This is a genomic window from Flavobacterium oreochromis (assembly GCF_019565455.1).
Lineage (GTDB): Bacteria > Bacteroidota > Bacteroidia > Flavobacteriales > Flavobacteriaceae > Flavobacterium > Flavobacterium oreochromis.
Window position 1 is genome coordinate 213,788 of record NZ_CP067377.1, and the last position, 18,243, is coordinate 232,030.

Below are 18,243 nucleotides of genomic sequence, written 5' to 3' on the forward strand. Positions count from 1 at the left end.
ACTTTTTACTATTCAGTCAAAATCGCAGTTTTCAACTGCTATAGCTGAAAACTGCGATCATAAACTAATTTATTTCTTTTAATGAACGAACAATTACTTTATCTATTTTTACTCCATCCATATCTATTACTTCCAATTCCATTCGATTCCAAATGAGTTTTTCTCCTACTTTAGGAATAGAACCTAATTCTGTCATAATTAAACCACTTACTGTTGTGACTTCATAATCATTAATTAAATCATCCATATCAAAGTAAGTCAAAAAATCATGTAATGAATAATGTCCATCTACTAACCAACTACCATCTTCTCTGGCTATTAATTGAAATTCTTCTTCATAAAACTCTGCGGCATCTCCTACTAGTGCTTCTAAAATATCATTAAGAGTAATTATACCTTGCAGGACTCCATACTCATCCGTTACAAAAGCATAATGTACTTTTGTCTTTTTAAAATTTTCTAATGCTTTATAAGCAGATGTATGTTCTATAAAATAAACGGGCTCTTTTGTTATAGAACGTAAATCAAAATCACCTCCTTTTTCAAAACTTGCAAATAAATCTTTTAAGAAAACAACTCCAACGACATTGTCTAAGTTATCTTTACAAACAGGATATACTGAATGTAATTCTTCCAAAACTTGCAATTTCAACTCACTTACTTGATCTTCTAATGAAAGATAAACAACTGATTTACGGTGTGTCATTAAGGAGTTAACTTTTCTATCTCCAATATGAAAAACGCGCTCTACAATATCTTGTTCGATTTCTTGTACTTCTCCTCCTTCCGTACCTTCTTTGATAATAGCTTTTATTTCTTCTTCTGTAACTTTACCGTCTGCAGTTGGTTTAATATTTAAAACTTTTAATATAAACTCAGTCGAGGTGGTTAATAACCAAATAAAAGGAGCCGTTATTACCGAAATCATTTTCATTGGTACAGCTACAGCTTTTGCTATCATTTCAGGATAATTTAAACCAATTCTTTTAGGTAGCAATTCTCCTAACACTAATGAAAAAAAAGTTAATACCACTACTACTACACCTGTTCCTAAACTTTTAGAATACGGAGCAGTCATAGGATAAATTGCAAAGAATTCTTGTACATCATGTGTAATTTTATCTCCTGAATAAATACCTGTTAAAATTCCTATTAAGGTAATTCCTATCTGTACAGTTGATAAAAACTTATTTGGTGAATTAGCAAGATCCAATGCTGTTTTCGCACTCGTATTACCTTTTTTGGCAGCGGTTTCTAACCTATTTTTTCTTGCTGATATGAGTGCGATCTCTGACATGGAAAAAACTCCATTTAACAGTATCAGCAAGAATATTATGACTATTTCCATTAATTATCTTCGTTTGATTCACTCAAGATTTTAAGTTACAAAACATTTAAAATATAACATTTTATTTACAAATATAACACTTGAACTTGAAACTTAAAACCAAAAACTAAATCTTATAAATTCTCTATCACTGAGCTTAATCGTTTTGTAACCTCTTCAATTGTTCCAATACCATCTACTGCGTGAAATCTTCCTTTATTTTGGTAATAACCAATTAAAGGGGCTGTTTTTTCATTATATTCTTGGTATCTATTTCTTATTTTTTCTTCATCTTGATCATCTGTACGTCCTGATGTTTTTCCACGTTCTAATAAACGTTGTACTAATATTTCATCATCTGCTTCTAAAGCAATAGTAGCTGTTACAGTCTGATTTTTACTTATCAAGAAACTATCAAGTGCTTCTGCTTGAGCAATAGTTCTAGGAAAACCATCGAATAAAAAACCAAGTGAATTAGGATTTTTTTCTACTTCTGATTGTAACATATTAATAGTAACATCATCTGGCACTAAATCTCCTTTATCAATATAAGATTTAGCTAACATTCCTAACTCTGTCTCACTTTTAATATTAAAACGGAATATATCTCCAGTAGATAAATGGGTTAAATTGTATTTTTTTGTTAAAAATTCAGCTTGAGTCCCTTTTCCTGCTCCAGGTTTTCCGAAAAGAACGATATTAATCATTTTATTCTAAATTTTTTATTTTGTTATTCTTATATTGTTATTCTGCTAACTGGTACACTTCTTTTAAATTCCTACCTAATCCATCATAATCTAACCCATACCCCACAATAAACTTGTTAGGTATTCTAATCCCTACGTAGTCTAATTTAATCTCTTTTGTATAAGCTTCTGGTTTAAAAAATAAAGTAGCTATCTTCAGCCTTTTAACTCCCTGATTTTTAAAAATATTTTTTAACTCCTCTATCGTATTCCCTGTATCTACAATATCTTCTACTATAACTACACTTCTACCTTGCAAATCTTGATTTAGACCAATTAACTGTTTTACTTCATGAGTTGTGCTAATTCCTTCATAAGAGGCTAATTTCACAAAGGAAACCTCACAAGAAGAGTCATAGTGTTTCATTAAATCTGATAAGAACATGAACGAGCCATTGAGTACTCCTATAAAAACGGGTACTTCTTCTTGAAAATCGTTTTTGATTTGCTGGGCTAAATTAGCTATAGCGAAATCAAGTTCTTCAAACCCGATAAACGGTTTAAAATATTTATCGTGTAACTTAATCTCCATTTTTGTGTTGTTTAAAAAAATAAACGGCAAAGATAATATAAAGATTTTAGATTTAAGATTTTTAGCCCTTAAGTTTTTATCTACTTTTCACACTCTTTTAAAACAATTTTAACACCTAAAACACTTATTACCTTTCCCTTGATTAACTAATAAACCAAACAATTTCTTTTAATATTTTATCAGAATTTAAAATCAGTAAAAACTAAAACCTCATCTAATTCAAAAAGAACAATTCAAAACATCTCTATTTGAATTACATATTCAATAAAATCATGTACAGTTAAAACATCATTCCTTCATTTTCTTCTTATAATTTAGTTTAAACACAAGTAACATTAAAAAATAATTATCATGATTATTTTGATTCAGAAATAACAATAAACAGACAAATAATTCGATCTATTTCATTAAACAAAAATCCAACAAAAAACATTCAATTTCAACACTTTAGCTAACAACCAAAACAAGAAAAATAAACTTTAACAAAACATACGGTTTTACCGTATATTCTTTAACAGATTTTTCTCTAATTTTGAATCAAGCAAAACAAACTAAAAAACTATACAAACACCCTACTTATTTCAAAGCGTACTTTTAACCCAAAGTCGTCTTTCATTAAAATACCCTTCCCAAACGGGGTATTTTTTTTTGTGTTAATATTTTACCTAAATGCGTTTTTAAAAAATAGTATATTTGCGCAACACAACACAACAACTACAATGAATTATTATTTTTCTTCCGATTTTAAATTGGGAATATTAGGAGGTGGTCAATTAGGAAAAATGCTCCTGTATGAAACACGAAAATTTGACATCCAAACATTTATTTTAGACCCGAATGAAGAAGCTCCCTCACGAATGGGATGCAACACCTTTTATAAAGGAAGTTTAATGGATTTTAATACCGTTTATGAATTCGGAAAAATGGTTGATTTATTAACTATTGAAATTGAACATGTAAACTTAGATGCTCTAGAAAAATTAGAGGAGGATGGCTTACCTATTTTCCCCTCCCCTAAAACATTACGATTAATTCAAAACAAAGGATGCCAAAAAGATTTTTATACCGAAAATAATATCCCAACCTCAGCTTATATACGATTTGTAGATATAAACGATTTAAAAAAAGCTTTAGAAAAGAATGAATTGGATTTTCCTTTTGTTTGGAAAGCTGCTCAAGGTGGTTATGATGGAAATGGAGTAAAAATTGTTCGTTCAACAATGGATTTAATTCATTTACCTGAAGTTGAATGCTTGGCAGAAGCCCTTATTCCATTTAAAAATGAATTAGCTGTTATCGTAGCACGCAGTCCAAAAGGAGAAGTTAAAACCTATCCTGTCGTAGAAATGGAATTTCATCCAGAAGCCAACCAAGTAGAATATACTATTTGTCCAGCTAGAATAAGTGAGGAGTTAGCAAAGAAAGCACAAGAAATTGCACTTCGTGTTTCTAAAACTATGGATCATGTTGGCTTATTAGCAGTAGAAATGTTTCAGACTGAAAATGATGAAATTTTAGTTAACGAAGTAGCTCCTCGACCACATAATTCTGGTCATTATAGTATAGAAGCCAGTTACACTTCACAGTTCGAACAGCATTTACGTGCTATCTTAAACTTACCATTAGGTAGCACTGCTAGCAAAACAGCAGGAATTATGGTAAATTTAGTAGGAGAAGAAGGTTATTCTGGACAAGTTATTTATGAAAACATTGAAAAAATCATGGCTATCGATGGTGTAACCCCACATATTTACGGAAAACGCGAAACACGACCTTTCCGCAAAATGGGACATGTTACCATTGTTAACGAAGATATGAAGGAAGCTAGACGGATTGCTGAAGAAGTAAAAAATAGTATTCGAGTGATTAGTTCTTAGGAAACTTTTTAAAATAAATTTTAAAAATGAAAATACAATTACCAATTTTATTTTTTCTTTTAACTACTCTATCAATTCATTCTCAAAATAAAAAAAATGTTAATGAAGTAGTAGTAGATAAAAATGGAAAAGTATTATCAAAATCAACAAATAAAAAGAGAAAATTTATACTCCTGATGAAATTTTAAATTCTTTCTACTCTAATCAAAACAATATAAATTTTTTAAGTAAAATGATTAGTTTTAGGTTTTATCAAAAAAACACCTTTTGTAAAGTTTAAAGATATAATGGAAACAAAAAACAATTTTTGTGGTAAATTGATCAAAAAGGAAATTATCGAAAAGGAATATTCCAACAATAATTTAGCAATTAGATATAAATTATATGTAGAGTATGAAAAGAGAAAAACTACCGAACAAGTCGTATTGATAAAAGAATCAGAAAGTAGTAATTTTGAAGTTTTTGATTATAACATAAAAACCAATTAACATAAAACCTATTTCCCTCTAATAGGATTCCCCCTTGGGGGATAGGGGGGCCTAAAAATGAAAGTAGCCATCGTAATGGGCAGTATTTCAGACATGCCAGTCATGCAGGATGCCATAAATATATTAGCAGAATTTGGAATAGAAACCGAAGTCGATATCGTATCTGCACACCGTACCCCTGAGAAATTATTTGATTTTAGCAACAATGCACACAAAAGAGATGTAGCAGTGATTATAGCCGGTGCAGGTGGAGCCGCACATTTACCAGGTATGGTAGCCTCAATGAGTCCGTTACCCGTAATAGGTGTACCAGTAAAATCAAGTAATTCGATAGACGGATGGGATTCAGTATTGTCGATTTTACAAATGCCTGGTGGTGTACCTGTAGCAACAGTAGCTTTAAATGGGGCCAAAAATGCAGGAATTTTGGCAGCGCAAATCATAGGATCACAAAATCAATCCATATTGAATAAAATAATAACCTATAAGGAAGGCTTAAAACAAGCTGTACTAACTGCAGCAGAAAATCTAAAAAAATAGAAAAATCCCTGTAGGGATTTTTTTATACCTTTTTCTTTAATTTCGGCATAAAAAAAGCTCCAGTGGCAATTGGAGCTTAAAAATAACACAAACATGAATGAATACCGATTGGGCTAAATCAATATCTATTTTTTAAAACATTATAACTTCTTAGCAAATCACTCAAAAGAGATAAATCAAACATACAAATATTTTATCATTTCACAAAAAAATTAAAAAAATATAATATTATGGAAATTTTAATAAATAAATTTCAAACAAAATACGACACAGCTCCTTTTAGCTCAATAAAAATGGGAGATTACAAACCTGCAATTGAAGCAGGAATATTATTAGCAAAACAAGAAATTAATACAATTATTACAAATCCAGGATTACCTACTTTTCAAAATACCATTGAAGCATTAGAATTTAGTGGACAAACATTAGATCGAATTACCAGTATTTTCTTTAATCTAAATTCAGCCGAAACTTCTGAAGAAATGCAACAAATCGCACAAGAAATTTCCCCACTACTAACAGAATTCAGTAACGATATTACTTTAAATACAGACTTATTTAATCGTATCAAAAAAGTTTACGAACATAAAGATTCATTAGAATTAACTACAGAACAAGTCACTTTACTTGACAAAAAATACAAAGGTTTTACTCGTAATGGAGCATTACTTCCTGAAGACAAGAAAAACCGCTTACGTGAAATTGACGCTGAATTATCTAAATTAAGCTTAAAGTTTGGAGAAAACGTATTAGCTGAAACAAACAATTATGAATTAGTCATAACTAACAAAGAAGACTTAAAAGGATTACCAGAAGACACTATTGAAACCGCGGAAGCCTTAGCAAAAAGTAAAAACAAAGAAGGCTGGTTATTTACATTAAATATGCCTAGTTACCTTCCTTTTGTAACCTATGCTGAAAACAGAGCATTGCGAAAAGAGCTTTCTATTGCATACGGTAAAAAAGCATTTCAAAATAATGATTTCAATAATGAGGAAATCGTGATAAAAATTGCAAACCTACGACATGAACGAGCAAACTTGTTAGGCTATCCTACACATGCTCATTTTGTTCTTGAAGAACGTATGGCGCAAACGCCAGAAAAAGTCAAATCTTTCCTAAATGATCTTTTAACCAAAGCAAAGCCTGCTGCTGCAAGAGAATATACACAGCTGTCTGCATTTGCTAAAAAAATTGACAATATAGAGCAATTACAAAAATGGGATGGCGCTTATTACTCAGAAAAATTAAAACAAGAACTTTTCAATTTAGATGACGAAAAGTTAAAACCTTATTTTGAGCTTCAAAAAGTGCAAGCTGGCGCTTTTGAAATTGCAAACAAGTTATTTGGCTTAACTTTCACTGAAGTATTCGATATTGACAAATACCATGAAGAAGTACATACCTTTGAAGTGACAGATAGAAACGGTGACTTAGTCGCTATTTTCTATTCTGACTATTTCCCTAGACAAGGGAAACGAAATGGTGCTTGGATGACCTCTTTCAAACACCAATACATTCAAAATGGAATAAACGAACGCCCACATGTTTCTATTGTATGCAACTTTACTAAACCTACCCCTACAAAACCATCTTTATTAACATTTAATGAAGTAACCACCCTATTTCATGAATTTGGACATGCACTACATGGAATGTTGGCAAATACAACTTATCCAAGTCTTTCAGGAACATCTGTTTATTGGGACTTTGTGGAACTTCCAAGTCAAGTAATGGAAAACTGGTGTTACGAACCAGAGGCTTTAGCTCTATTTGCCAAACATTATGAAACTGGAGAGGTGATTCCACAGGAATATGTAGATAAAATTAAAGAAAGCGCAAGCTTTTTAGAAGGAATGGCAACATTACGTCAATTGAGTTTTGGTTTATTAGATATGGATTTTCATAGTCAGGATCCAAGTGGAATTTCTAACGTAAAATCTTTTGAAAAAGAATCGATGCAAAATACAGCATTATATCCTGATGTAGCAGAAAACTGTATGAGTGTTTCTTTCTCTCACATATTCCAAGGGGGTTATTCATCTGGCTATTACAGCTACAAATGGGCCGAGGTTTTAGATGCTGATGCTTTTGACTATTTCAAAGAAAATGGCATTTTCAATAAAGAAGTAGCGGAAAAATTTAGAGACTATGTCTTATCACAAGGAGGCACAGATCATCCTATGACTTTATACAAAAAATTCAGAGGACAAGAACCTAAACCAGAAGCTTTATTAAAAAGAGCGGGGTTACTATAATTATTTACACTAAACCTGTCAGTTTTTTCAATTGACAGGTTTCTAAAAACATTCATTTTGAAAGTTTATACTATCTTTAAAAAACACCTCAAAAAGATTATACTTATCACATTAATTGGAATCATAAGTAGTATAGGTGTAAATAGCTACGTAAAAAAGGTAACAAATTCATTAATTTACAATTCATCCAAAAATCTTCCAACAACGAGTGCAGGTATCATATTTGGAGCAGGTATAAAGGGTGATAAACCCAGTAAATACCTAAAAGACAGATTAGATGCTGGTATTCGACTGTATCGATCCAAGAAAATAAACAAAATTTTACTCTCTGGCGATAATGGTAGAGAAGAATATGACGAACTAACTGTAATGAAAACCTACTGTTACCAGCATGGTGTTGATACCACTAAAATCTATCTTGACTATGCGGGTTTTGACACCTACTCTACAATGAGCAGAGCAAAAACTATTTTCAAAATCAATCAAGCTATTTTAATATCACAAAAATACCATTTAAATAGAGCTATTTTTATAGGCAATAAATTAGGTGTAAAATCTGTGGGGTATTCTGCTGATAATGGGCAATACAAAGGTTACAATTACGCTCGATTTAGGGAATACTTTTCTAGATTGAAAGCATTTATAGATGTTTTAAGAAATCGAAAACCTAAATTCTTAGGAACACAAATACCTATAGATGGAATATCAAATTATAGTAAAGAGGATAAAAGGTAAAATCTATGATTGAACTAGTTTTTACCGTTTTTTTAAAAAAAATCTGGATTGCCAAGCGATATAGAATAGTGCTTCAACTCTAAAATTAATATAACATTCACATATTTATTCTAACAAATCAAATCACTACCAATGACAATTTCTAATTTTATTACCGAACATAAACTAAAATTAAAATCAGCAAAAAAAACTAAATGTTAGAGATTTAGACGAATTAGAAAAAAACAATTTCGTTGCTTATGTAGATGAAGCTAATAAAAGCTACGACGTACAATTAGTACTAGATAATAAAAAAATATAAAATCAACAAGTTGCGATTGTGATTTAGGCGGAATTTGCACACACATAATTGCTTTAGTTACTTTTGTATCTGAAAACAGAAGTGAAAAATCAGTTGTAAAAAAAGCTCCCAAAAAGAAACTTTCAGAAACCGATGAAATCCTTGAAAAAATCAATGCAGAAGATTTAAGAAATTGGCTATCAAAAACTTTAAATAAAAACAAAGAATTAGCATTTAATTTCAAAAAACATTTTGAAAGCAGTACAATTATTATTGATAAAAGTTTCATAAAAAACACTATACAAGAAAGCATAACTTCAATTATTGGAAAAAGAAAAAAAGTTGAAACAAGCGAAGTCAAAAAGATTGTAGATAATCTTAATGTTTCACTAAAGCCTATTTTAGATTTCATCTTTTTAAAATTTACTCCTGAAAACCATAGCCTCTTTAATTTTTTAATCCACGAAATAGAGGAGTTTAATTATTCCTATTATATTACAAGCACACGTATTACTAAGCTTATTGAAAATTTATACAATGTCAAACTAAAATCACTTTTTAATATTAAAGAAATTGAAGAATGGCAAAATGCAATTCGTTTTTTTATCGATTCAATTTTTGAACCTAAATTCCACATAAACGATTTAAACTTTGCAAAAATGTTTATGAATTATCAAAAACAAATGAGTTTCAAAAAAACTTTTTTATTCAATATTTAGAAGAAAAACACCAAGCACTTTATTCAAATTACAAAGAAAATTTCCCTTTGTTAGCCTACGAATTAGACTCTATCATTTTAATTATTTTCACTGAAAATAATCTCTTTGCAAAATATTCCAACAATTTCAAACCTAGAAGATTTCAAAACGCATACAATATATTATTAATAAAAGAGTTGCTAAAAAATAATGAAACTGAATTAGCTGAAAATTATTGCCTTGAACAAATAGCTGGAAATTCCAAAACTGAATACGACCTGCCGTATGCTGAAATATTAATTGATCTATACACACAAAACAAGGACAATCTAAAACTTGCTGAAATATTATCTGAGTACGGAAAATACATCTATTCTATTGAGCATTATAATTTTATCAAAGAAAATGCAAGCACGGAAAAATTCAAAAAATACAGACAAGCTGTGCTAACAAATGCACGTTATAGTTATCAAAGCGGAAATATTGAAGCTTTTGATTTCTATTTTGAAATTAAAAAATTAGATGGCAAAGAAAATGACCTCTTTGACATGTTAGCTAGTTCTCACAATCTAGAAATTTTTAATCAATACAAAGAAATTGCACATCAATTAGACGAAATTAAATTTCTTAAAACTGTAGTTCAAACTACTTATCATTATAACAAAAATGAAAGTACAACTAAAGAAATAATTGATTTCATTCTACAAAAAATTGATATACCTACTTTAAAATTTTACCTGAAAAACATAAAAACATATTATTTCAATTACATTCACAATGAATTATCAAACGCTATTAACATATAATACAAACTATTAACTCAAAAACAACTTATTAAAGTTCAGAAAACAAATAAACTTTCATTTTTTTTTGAAAGTTTAAAAACTTTGTTATACATTTGTACTATGGAATTCAGAGAAGCAAAAAATAAATTCGTTCAAACTTGGGGTGCATTAGGATCTCAATGGGGCATCAACAAAACGATGGCTCAGATTCACGCCTTGTTGATGGTCTCTAACGAAGCGGTTTCGATGGAGGACATTATGGAGGAATTACAAATTTCTCGAGGAAATGCAAGTATGAATATTCGTGCTTTAATGGATTGGGGAATTGTCTACAAAGAATTTAAAGCGGGTGAACGTCGTGAGTTTTTTACAGCTGAAAAAGATTTAGACGAATTAGCGGTAAAAATTTCTAGAGAAAGAAGTAAACGCGAAATCAAACCTGCTCTGAAAGTTTTAAAAGAAGTATCTTCTATTGATGCCAATGCTTCTGCTGAAGAAAAACATTTTGTGGAGCAAACCACTAAACTCTATGATTTTGTTTTAAAAGCAGATAATGTTTTGGATAAAATCACGGAATACAAAGACAATTGGTTAGCGCAGTTGTTAGTTAAATTTATGAAGTAAAAAAATTTAATCAAAACTTTCATTTTTTTCTGAAAGTTTAAAACAAACAATAAAAATTAAAAGTTATGAGCTTTCTAACCGCACAATGGAACAATTTGGTAATGGCAAATTATGTCATTGATCCAAAGAATTTAGAAAAATACCTTCCAGCAGGAACAGAACTCGACATTTGGAATGGTAACTGTTTTGTGAGTTTAGTAGGATTTATGTTCAATGATACTAAAGTATTAGGACTTCGAATTCCGAAACACACTGATTTTGAAGAAGTAAATCTTCGTTTTTATGTAAAACGTTTTGAAAATGGTCAATGGAAACGAGGTGTGGTTTTTATCCAAGAAATTGTACCAAAAAGGGCCATCACTTTTGTAGCCAATACTTTTTACAAAGAACATTACAGAACACGGGTAATGAACCATCAAAATAAATTGGAAGCCGAAGTACTCCAAGTAAGTTACAGTTGGCAAAATCAACAAAAGACCAATTTCATCAAAGTGAATGCTTATGATTTTCTGATGCCGATTGAAGAAGGGAGCGAAGCCGAATTTATAATGGAACATTATTTTGGTTACACTAAATATAATGACAAAAAAACCTATGAATACGAAGTAAAGCACCCCAAATGGAATCAGTATCACATTAAAAATTATGAAATAGATGTTGATTTTGAAAGTGTGTATGGAAACGACTTTGCTTTTCTTAATGACGTAGAACCTGTTTCAGTATTTCTTGCCGAAGGTTCTGAAATTAGTGTGGAGAACAAAAGAAAAATCAAAACCAATGGAAACAAACAATTATAACATCATTGCTTATTCTATTTTTCTAGCGATAATATTTTACATTATTCTAGTGGTTGGAAAAATTTGTTATCGAAACGGAAATATCTACGTTGACAGATTAATCCCTGACCATTCAGAATTGTGTCAACAGATTAATAAAGTTTTATTGGTTGGTTATTATTTAGTCAATATTGGCTATGCCGCCACTACATTAATCACTTGGAAAGAAATTTTCACTATAGAACAACTCATTGAAATACTATCTATCAAAGTAGCAACTATTGCCTTCATCCTTTCGTTCTTACATTATTCAAACATTTATATACTTACCAATTACGTTCAAAAATTAATTAAATAACACTATTATGGAAACTTCAAAAATTTTAATCGGTTATGCTTTTTATTTACCTATTGCTTTTTTCTTAACCTATTATGTGTCAAAAACATTATTCAAAAATAGCAAAACATTTATGCTAGACATTTTTAATGGAAGAGAAGAAATTGCGTTGGCGACCAACAAATTATTTGAAACTGGATTTTATTTACTAAACCTTGGTTTTGCGTTAATGATTTTAGAATTAAGCCTTACGCAAAACACCTATCAAGAACTGGTGGAAGATTTGAGTTATAAAATTGGTGGTTTTTCTATTTACTTAGGTATAATGCTTTTCTTCAATTTGTACTTATTCTTTAGAGGAAAAAGAAAAGCCCGTCAAAATAGAGATGCAAACTTCCAAACAGCATAAAGAATTAAACCCGACAGGTTTTAAAAATCTGTCGGGGTTTTAAAAAAATGAGATGAAAACGCTAAAAAACCAAACCATCCTCTACTACGAAGAATGTCCGTTATGCCAAACCTACACTTCTGCGTTTATAGCTACAGGAATGTTGGATAAAAATGGTAGAAAACCCTATCAAGAAATCAATACTCACGAAATTCCTTTCTTAGATAGCAAATGAGATTGCATTAATCGATTATCAAAACCAAAAAGTCATTTATGGTATAGATAGTTTACTCAAAATTATTGGTCATTCTTTTCCTTTAATTAAAACCATTGGAGAATTTAAAGCTATTAACTTTTTACTAAAGAAATTCTATTCTTTTATTTCTTATAACCGAAAAGTAATAATGCCGAGTACTGAAAAGAAAGAACAATCTTGCAAATGCGAACCTTCTTTCAACGTAAAGTACAGATTATTTTATCTATTTTTTGGCTTAGGTATAACAACCATAGTGTTTTTCAAATTTTCTGAAGACATTCCTTTTATCCCAAAAAGCAATATCAGCAGAGAAGCAGCAATTGCCATAGGACAACTTGTATTTCAAAGTCTTTTTCTTTTGAATCGGGATTATAAAACAATCTTGAATTACTTAGGCAATGTAATGACCGTTTCATTATACGGTTGTCTATTGCTCACCCCTATTCTTTTGAGTAGCCTATTTATAAAAATAAATCCAATGGTAGCATTGGCTTGGTTTGGAATCACTGTAACACTAATGTTAGCCGAACATACTAAAAGAATAACAATTTTACAACTTCCAAAGTATCTATCAGCTACTTGGGTATTATATCGACTCCTCATTCTTTTTCTCATTTTAAATCAAGTATTATGAAAATAGTTATTAGTGCAGGAACAGGTTTTTTAGGGCAAGTTCTTGTGGAGTACTTCAAAAAAGACAATAATGAAATCATTGTTCTAACTCGTGGAAGAGCTAAAACAAAAGACAATGTTCATTACGTACATTGGAATGCAAAAACATTAACGGGTTGGGAAAAACAATTAGAAAATACAGATGTCTTAATCAATCTTGCAGGAAAATCTGTAGATTGCAGGTACAATGAAGAAAACAAAAAAACAATTCTTTCTTCCCGAATTGATAGCACAAAAATTCTAAACCAAGCTGTTTTGCAATGTGAGCATCCGCCTAAACATTGGTTAAACTCTTCCACATCTACCATTTATCGTCATTCTGAAGACAAACAGATGGATGAATATACAGGTGAAATTGGTGATGATTTTTCTATGAATGTAGCCAAATCTTGGGAACACGCTTTTTTTGAAACCGCAACGCCTAACACATTGAAAACCGCTTTACGAACTTCTATCGTATTAGGCAAAAAAGGAGGTGCTTTTCTACCGCTAAAAAACCTAACACAAATGGGATTTGGTGGTAAACAAGGAAACGGGAAACAATTCATCAGTTGGATACACGAAGAAGATTTTGCAAGGGCATTGGCATTTATCATCGAAAAAGAAATCACAGGAGTCATCAACATTGTTTCACCAACGCCTGTGCAAAACAAGACTTTTATGAAAACACTTCGAAAAGAAATGAATATCCCTTTTGGAACACCTCTAGGCAAGCGAATGTTAGAATTTGGTGCTAAAATCATAGGAACAGAAACTGAGTTGGTTTTAAAAAGCCGTAATGTGATTCCGAAGCGATTATTAGAAAATGGATTTGTTTTTAAATTTGGAGATTTGAGGGAGGCGTTTAAGGAATTGTTATATAAAAATAGTTACACAGAGTTCCACAAAGTAGGCACGAAGTTTCACAAAGAAAAATTACTATCAAGTAATAATTAACCTTAACCACAAGGAACACAAAGTAATCGTAATGTTCGCTAAAAAAACTTTGTGTAGCTCTGTGAATTAAACTTTGTGTGACTCTGTGTAACAAATAACTTGATAAAAATGACCACACTCCATCTAAAAACCATTATCAATTCAAAAATACAAACGGTATTCAACGCCTCTAGAAATTTAGATTTCCACAAAGAATCATTGGCATCTACCAATGAAAGAATAATCGCAGGAAAACAAAACGGACTTATAGAAGAAGGAGAAACAGTTACTTGGCGAGGAAAACATTTTGGATGCTATCTAACCCATAAAAGCTTAATAACTCAAATGAACAAATACGATTCGTTTACTGATGAAATGGTTGATGGACATTTTAAGTCTTTTGTTCATCATCAATTTATTGAACAAGGAAATATGACTTTAATGATAGACACGATTCATTATTCAGTTCCTTATGGATTGCTAGGCAGATTTTTTGATTTTTTGGTTTTGAAAAAATATTTGAGAAAATTGATTGAGGAAAGGAATGAGTTTTTGAAAATTAACTCATAATATTAAAATCAACAATTAAGTTTCCATTACTATCAAACATTTTTTTATCCGATAAAATAATTTTTTCATCCAACGGCATCTTCGAAAGTTTTTCAACAATTGTTCTTATAATTATTTCTCCTTCGGGCGTTGGTTTTGTAACCCCTTCTTCTAACATTCTTAAACGTATCTGATAAATACCTAAATAATGGGCAACATCAAAATAATTTCTAACTTTCATCTTCGAAAATTCTAAAAATAGTTTCTAATTCAAAAAGATTAAACACCCACCAAACAATCGGTATCGCTTCTACCCAAAACGACGTATAATATTTCAAACTATTGGGAGTGGCAAAAAACAAAGCCATAGCAATTAATACATTCGAAATTTGAAATTTAAAATTAAAATTCATTTCTAAACCTATAACTATCACCAACAAAACATACCCCAACCATTTTGTTTTCTTCACTCCTATTTGTTGCGGAATGGTTTGTAAACTTAAAGCATCTTTAGATAAATCGACTATTTCAAAAATAAGCATTAGTACAAATACAATCAGAAATCGTTGCAGGAAATATATCCATATCGATTCTCCAATCAACGTTTCTGAATAAAAAACAGGCAATAACACCGTTACAATTGCCCAACTTAATGCTACTAGATAAATTTTGACTCCACTCCAGTTTCTAAAGTTGGTCTTTTTAGGCACTATGGGCAGGGCATAAAACCCTGTGAGCAACAACGACACTACTGCTGTCAGTTGTGTTAATCTGTTCAGTTGAAAAAAATAATACCCACAAACAATAGCTGACACAAAACTTAGCAAAACAACTAACCTCAGCTGAGTATGCCAAACCACTTTTTTGACTCTAGCTAATTCATCATATTTGATAAAATTGTAACCAACAATTGTCCCAAAAAAAGCAAACCAACTTATGTTTTTATCTATTTGAAGTTGGAATTCCTCAGCAGTGATTTGGACAAAAGCAAAAACTGCAAAAGCCACATGAATACTTCCGATGAGATAAAAATCAAAAACTTATGGAGCAATCTATTCATTTTCAATAATCACGTACTGTTTTAATTCAGTTCCTTTTTCATCTACAACGGTTACTAAATGCTTTCCAGTAGAGGTTATAATTGGCATTTCATGAAAGGTTTCAGTTGTACCTTTAAATTCGTTATCAATGTACCAATATATTTTTGATTCTCGATTAGAATGTGCTACTTTAAAAATCACTGGTTGGATTTTGCCTTCAAAATTTTTAGTGAGGTATATTTTGCTATTTGCTTTTGGATAAATAAACCCCATAGAACTTACATTTGCTCCTTGACAATCGGAACGAAAAGGTGGTAGTGATTTATAATCAATGTGAAACCCTTTATAATACCATTCCATCACAGGAGGCAACACAAACCATGACTGGGTAACAATATTATCGACCTCTTCACAAGTGCTATTCACACGATATTGCCCAGTTTTATCCAAATGTATGATTTTATGATATGGACACACTTTGGTTTTCATTCCGCTTTTAGGAATGAGTTGTTTTACTTTTGGACAATCATCCTTAGCCAAATATCCGCTTAGAACGCAACAATCTACCGAAACTAAATCTTGTGGTTGAGAAAACCATTTTTTTCTAGGCAACAAATTAAAAACATCAAACAAAACAGGTGCCGCACTATCAATACCTGTTAGTTGTGGTCTACCTTCCCCTGAAGCATTTCCTACCCAAATGCCTACCACATAATCACGGTTTGTCCCTATAGCCCACGCATCTCGGTTCCCAAAGCTTGTTCCCGTTTTCCAAGCAATTTGGAGAGAAGAATCATAAAAACGCCAAGCTTCATCTTCTGCTGGACGGTTTACTTCTTTCATCGCTTGATAAGTTAAATAGATAGCTCCTGCCCCTACTATATTTTTTTCGTCTTGATCATTTCCAAAATCTTGTACAAAATCTTTTTTATAATTGATTTCACAAAATTCTGAAGTTCGATATTTTTTGTTGCTTTGATAAAAATTTAAAGTTGATGTAAGATTGGCATACGTTCTACTCAAATCCCACAAGTTACTTTCGGCTCCACCTAAAATTAATGACAAACCATAATGATCTGGATGTTTATTGATGTTTTTAAGGTGATATTGTTTTAAAGTTTCATAAAATTTATGGACTCCGTGATCTTGGAGCATTAAAACGGCAGGAATATTTAAGGATCTTGACAAAGCGCGTTGCGCTGGGACTGCTCCATCAAACGTTAAATTAAAATTTTGCGGCATATAACCAGAAATTTGAGTTGGTATATCAGCCACTAAGGTGTTTGGTAGTATCTCCCCTTCGTCAAGCATCGATGCAAAAAGTAATGGTTTCAACACACTACCTGTACTACGAGGGGCGGTAATAATATCTACATCTTTATCATGATTTACATCTGTGGGTGTATTCCCCACATAACTTAGCACATTTCTATTTTTTACATCCAAAACGATTACAGCCATATTATGAACTTCATTTTGATTATACTGACTGTAATATTGACTTACAATTTGGTTTACTCGGTTTTGAAGAGAAATATCTATGGTTGTTACAATTTTTTGCTCAGGATTTTCTTTGGCTATTTTTTGCAATAAATGCGGAGCTATTTGAGGTAAATTGTATGGTTTTTGAGGCAAAGGCTCAGTCAAAGAAAGATCGAAAGTCATTTTATCAATAACTTTATTATCAAGCAACTTTTTTAGCAAACGATTACGTTTCATTAATAATTGTTGCTGATTCTTTCCTGGATAAATCAATCTTGGAGAGTTAGGCAATACCGCAAGTGTAGCACTTTCTGCCCAAGATAATTGGTGAGGTTGTACCCCAAAATAGCGCCAAGAAGCCATTTCGAGGCCTACTACATTTCCTCCAAAAGGAGCGTGTGCTGCATACAATTCAAGAATACGTTCTTTAGAATATCTAAATTCTAATCGAGTAGCTAAAATTATTTCAATTATTTTTTCAAAATACGTACGTTTCTTATTTTTCCTTGCTAGCCGAATAACTTGTTGAGTAATTGTACTTCCTCCGCGAACAACTTTACCCGCAGTTCTATTTTGTTTAACAGCCTTGACCATTGCTACAGGATTAAACCCAAAATGATGGTAAAAGTGTTCGTCTTCAAAATAGACTACACATTGCTTGAATTTTTCTGGAATAGTATCTTGTTCAGGAAATCGCCATTGTCCATCGGTTGCAATTTTTGCTCCTAATAATTCACTTGTACTACTTTCTATAACCGTTGAATAAGGTTCTGAGAATAGTGTTCGTGGTAAGGAAAAATAGTAAACAACAAGAAGTACAAATCCTATGATGGATTTCTTTTTGTTGTTAATTATCCAAGATTTTATTTTTAAACCCGACAGGTTTTTAAAACCTGTCAGGTCTTTTAGATTTGGAAACATATTATATTTAGAAACCT

At 31.2% G+C, this 18,243-nt stretch carries 21 protein-coding genes; 15 read left to right on the plus strand and 6 right to left on the minus strand.

All coding sequences use genetic code 11. The features are described from left to right. Window positions 1-64: 64 nt before the first annotated feature. The 3 genes from JJC03_RS01095 to hpt all read right to left on the minus strand — a co-directional run bounded on the left by JJC03_RS01095 (window position 65) and on the right by hpt (window position 2,605). Window positions 65-1,348, minus strand: coding sequence for a hemolysin family protein (locus tag JJC03_RS01095; protein ID WP_088400248.1), 1,284 nt, complete (start codon window positions 1,346-1,348; stop codon window positions 65-67). Between the two features lie 113 nt (window positions 1,349-1,461). Beyond that, window positions 1,462-2,034 (minus strand): adenylate kinase, encoded by a 573-nt coding sequence (locus JJC03_RS01100; protein WP_088400246.1) that lies wholly within the window; start codon window positions 2,032-2,034, stop codon window positions 1,462-1,464. 37 nt (window positions 2,035-2,071) lie between these two features. Then, the gene (hpt, locus tag JJC03_RS01105) at window positions 2,072-2,605 is read right to left on the minus strand and encodes a hypoxanthine phosphoribosyltransferase (RefSeq protein WP_088400244.1); all 534 of its coding nucleotides are present in this window, start codon (window positions 2,603-2,605) and stop codon (window positions 2,072-2,074) included. A gap of 719 nt (window positions 2,606-3,324) precedes the next feature. Here hpt and JJC03_RS01110 point away from each other — a divergent pair. The 15 genes from JJC03_RS01110 (at window position 3,325) to JJC03_RS01175 (ending at window position 14,804) form a co-directional block, all read left to right on the plus strand. Beyond that, window positions 3,325-4,482: a 5-(carboxyamino)imidazole ribonucleotide synthase gene (locus JJC03_RS01110; protein ID WP_088445020.1), complete on the plus strand. Its 1,158-nt coding sequence runs from the start codon at window positions 3,325-3,327 to the stop codon at window positions 4,480-4,482. Window positions 4,483-4,508: 26 nt separating this feature from the next. Continuing rightward, complete coding sequence (locus tag JJC03_RS01115; protein ID WP_235873834.1) at window positions 4,509-4,670, plus strand: hypothetical protein; 162 nt, start codon at window positions 4,509-4,511, stop codon at window positions 4,668-4,670. Window positions 4,671-4,769: 99 nt separating this feature from the next. Beyond that, window positions 4,770-4,970 (plus strand): hypothetical protein, encoded by a 201-nt coding sequence (locus JJC03_RS01120; protein ID WP_235873835.1) that lies wholly within the window; start codon window positions 4,770-4,772, stop codon window positions 4,968-4,970. Window positions 4,971-5,027: 57 nt separating this feature from the next. Further along, window positions 5,028-5,510 carry a 5-(carboxyamino)imidazole ribonucleotide mutase gene (gene purE, locus JJC03_RS01125; protein ID WP_088400238.1) on the plus strand — a complete coding sequence of 161 codons (483 nt, stop codon included), beginning with the start codon at window positions 5,028-5,030 and terminating at the stop codon, window positions 5,508-5,510. Between the two features lie 230 nt (window positions 5,511-5,740). Beyond that, on the plus strand, window positions 5,741-7,768 hold the full coding sequence (locus JJC03_RS01130) for a M3 family metallopeptidase (RefSeq protein WP_235873836.1): 2,028 nt from the start codon (window positions 5,741-5,743) through the stop codon (window positions 7,766-7,768). 57 nt (window positions 7,769-7,825) lie between these two features. Further along, entirely contained in the window at window positions 7,826-8,503 is a 678-nt protein-coding gene (locus JJC03_RS01135; protein ID WP_258932055.1) for a SanA/YdcF family protein, read from the plus strand. Between the two features lie 1,046 nt (window positions 8,504-9,549). Further along, window positions 9,550-10,287 carry a hypothetical protein gene (locus JJC03_RS01140; protein ID WP_235873837.1) on the plus strand — a complete coding sequence of 246 codons (738 nt, stop codon included), beginning with the start codon at window positions 9,550-9,552 and terminating at the stop codon, window positions 10,285-10,287. A gap of 99 nt (window positions 10,288-10,386) precedes the next feature. Beyond that, the gene (locus JJC03_RS01145; RefSeq protein WP_088400234.1) at window positions 10,387-10,890 is read left to right on the plus strand and encodes a GbsR/MarR family transcriptional regulator; all 504 of its coding nucleotides are present in this window, start codon (window positions 10,387-10,389) and stop codon (window positions 10,888-10,890) included. Window positions 10,891-10,955: 65 nt separating this feature from the next. Further along, window positions 10,956-11,687, plus strand: coding sequence for a YqjF family protein (locus tag JJC03_RS01150; protein ID WP_235873838.1), 732 nt, complete (start codon window positions 10,956-10,958; stop codon window positions 11,685-11,687). Next, window positions 11,668-12,024, plus strand: coding sequence for a hypothetical protein (locus JJC03_RS01155; RefSeq protein ID WP_235873839.1), 357 nt, complete (start codon window positions 11,668-11,670; stop codon window positions 12,022-12,024). The genes JJC03_RS01150 and JJC03_RS01155 overlap by 20 nt, the downstream gene beginning before the upstream one ends. A 7-nt stretch (window positions 12,025-12,031) precedes the next feature. Beyond that, window positions 12,032-12,412: a hypothetical protein gene (locus JJC03_RS01160; RefSeq protein WP_103714846.1), complete on the plus strand. Its 381-nt coding sequence runs from the start codon at window positions 12,032-12,034 to the stop codon at window positions 12,410-12,412. A gap of 52 nt (window positions 12,413-12,464) precedes the next feature. Continuing rightward, the gene (locus tag JJC03_RS17090; RefSeq protein ID WP_258932056.1) at window positions 12,465-12,626 is read left to right on the plus strand and encodes a hypothetical protein; all 162 of its coding nucleotides are present in this window, start codon (window positions 12,465-12,467) and stop codon (window positions 12,624-12,626) included. A gap of 169 nt (window positions 12,627-12,795) precedes the next feature. Beyond that, window positions 12,796-13,281 (plus strand): hypothetical protein, encoded by a 486-nt coding sequence (locus tag JJC03_RS17095; protein WP_258932057.1) that lies wholly within the window; start codon window positions 12,796-12,798, stop codon window positions 13,279-13,281. After that, complete coding sequence (locus JJC03_RS01170; RefSeq protein ID WP_235874321.1) at window positions 13,275-14,255, plus strand: TIGR01777 family oxidoreductase; 981 nt, start codon at window positions 13,275-13,277, stop codon at window positions 14,253-14,255. Before JJC03_RS17095 ends, JJC03_RS01170 begins: the two co-directional genes overlap by 7 nt. 108 nt (window positions 14,256-14,363) lie before the next feature. Continuing rightward, entirely contained in the window at window positions 14,364-14,804 is a 441-nt protein-coding gene (locus tag JJC03_RS01175) for an SRPBCC family protein (RefSeq protein WP_235873840.1), read from the plus strand. Here the strand turns inward: JJC03_RS01175 and JJC03_RS01180 are convergent. The 3 genes from JJC03_RS01180 to pbpC are packed head-to-tail and all read right to left on the minus strand — an operon-like array spanning window position 14,794 to window position 18,226. Continuing rightward, window positions 14,794-15,024, minus strand: coding sequence for a hypothetical protein (locus tag JJC03_RS01180; protein ID WP_088445015.1), 231 nt, complete (start codon window positions 15,022-15,024; stop codon window positions 14,794-14,796). The genes JJC03_RS01175 and JJC03_RS01180 overlap by 11 nt on opposite strands. Continuing rightward, on the minus strand, window positions 15,014-15,790 hold the full coding sequence (locus JJC03_RS01185) for a UbiA prenyltransferase family protein (RefSeq protein ID WP_235873841.1): 777 nt from the start codon (window positions 15,788-15,790) through the stop codon (window positions 15,014-15,016). The genes JJC03_RS01180 and JJC03_RS01185 overlap by 11 nt, the downstream gene beginning before the upstream one ends. A gap of 45 nt (window positions 15,791-15,835) precedes the next feature. Further along, window positions 15,836-18,226, minus strand: a complete 2,391-nt coding sequence (gene pbpC, locus JJC03_RS01190; protein ID WP_235873842.1) for a penicillin-binding protein 1C — start codon at window positions 18,224-18,226, stop codon at window positions 15,836-15,838. Window positions 18,227-18,243: the final 17 nt, after the last annotated feature.

Bases quoted from the DNA above. Each gene is read 5' to 3' on its own strand.
- JJC03_RS01095 (WP_088400248.1), bottom strand. From the start codon at position 1,348: ATGGAAATAGTCATAATATTCTTGCTGATACTGTTAAATGGAGTTTTT.
- JJC03_RS01100 (WP_088400246.1), bottom strand. From the start codon at position 2,034: ATGATTAATATCGTTCTTTTCGGAAAACCTGGAGCAGGAAAAGGGACT.
- hpt (WP_088400244.1), bottom strand. From the start codon at position 2,605: ATGGAGATTAAGTTACACGATAAATATTTTAAACCGTTTATCGGGTTT.
- JJC03_RS01110 (WP_088445020.1), top strand. From the start codon at position 3,325: ATGAATTATTATTTTTCTTCCGATTTTAAATTGGGAATATTAGGAGGT.
- JJC03_RS01115 (WP_235873834.1), top strand. From the start codon at position 4,509: ATGAAAATACAATTACCAATTTTATTTTTTCTTTTAACTACTCTATCA.
- JJC03_RS01120 (WP_235873835.1), top strand. From the start codon at position 4,770: ATGGAAACAAAAAACAATTTTTGTGGTAAATTGATCAAAAAGGAAATT.
- purE (WP_088400238.1), top strand. From the start codon at position 5,028: ATGAAAGTAGCCATCGTAATGGGCAGTATTTCAGACATGCCAGTCATG.
- JJC03_RS01130 (WP_235873836.1), top strand. From the start codon at position 5,741: ATGGAAATTTTAATAAATAAATTTCAAACAAAATACGACACAGCTCCT.
- JJC03_RS01145 (WP_088400234.1), top strand. From the start codon at position 10,387: ATGGAATTCAGAGAAGCAAAAAATAAATTCGTTCAAACTTGGGGTGCA.
- JJC03_RS01150 (WP_235873838.1), top strand. From the start codon at position 10,956: ATGAGCTTTCTAACCGCACAATGGAACAATTTGGTAATGGCAAATTAT.
- JJC03_RS01155 (WP_235873839.1), top strand. From the start codon at position 11,668: ATGGAAACAAACAATTATAACATCATTGCTTATTCTATTTTTCTAGCG.
- JJC03_RS01160 (WP_103714846.1), top strand. From the start codon at position 12,032: ATGGAAACTTCAAAAATTTTAATCGGTTATGCTTTTTATTTACCTATT.
- JJC03_RS17090 (WP_258932056.1), top strand. From the start codon at position 12,465: ATGAAAACGCTAAAAAACCAAACCATCCTCTACTACGAAGAATGTCCG.
- JJC03_RS17095 (WP_258932057.1), top strand. From the start codon at position 12,796: ATGCCGAGTACTGAAAAGAAAGAACAATCTTGCAAATGCGAACCTTCT.
- JJC03_RS01175 (WP_235873840.1), top strand. From the start codon at position 14,364: ATGACCACACTCCATCTAAAAACCATTATCAATTCAAAAATACAAACG.
- JJC03_RS01180 (WP_088445015.1), bottom strand. From the start codon at position 15,024: ATGAAAGTTAGAAATTATTTTGATGTTGCCCATTATTTAGGTATTTAT.
- pbpC (WP_235873842.1), bottom strand. From the start codon at position 18,226: ATGTTTCCAAATCTAAAAGACCTGACAGGTTTTAAAAACCTGTCGGGT.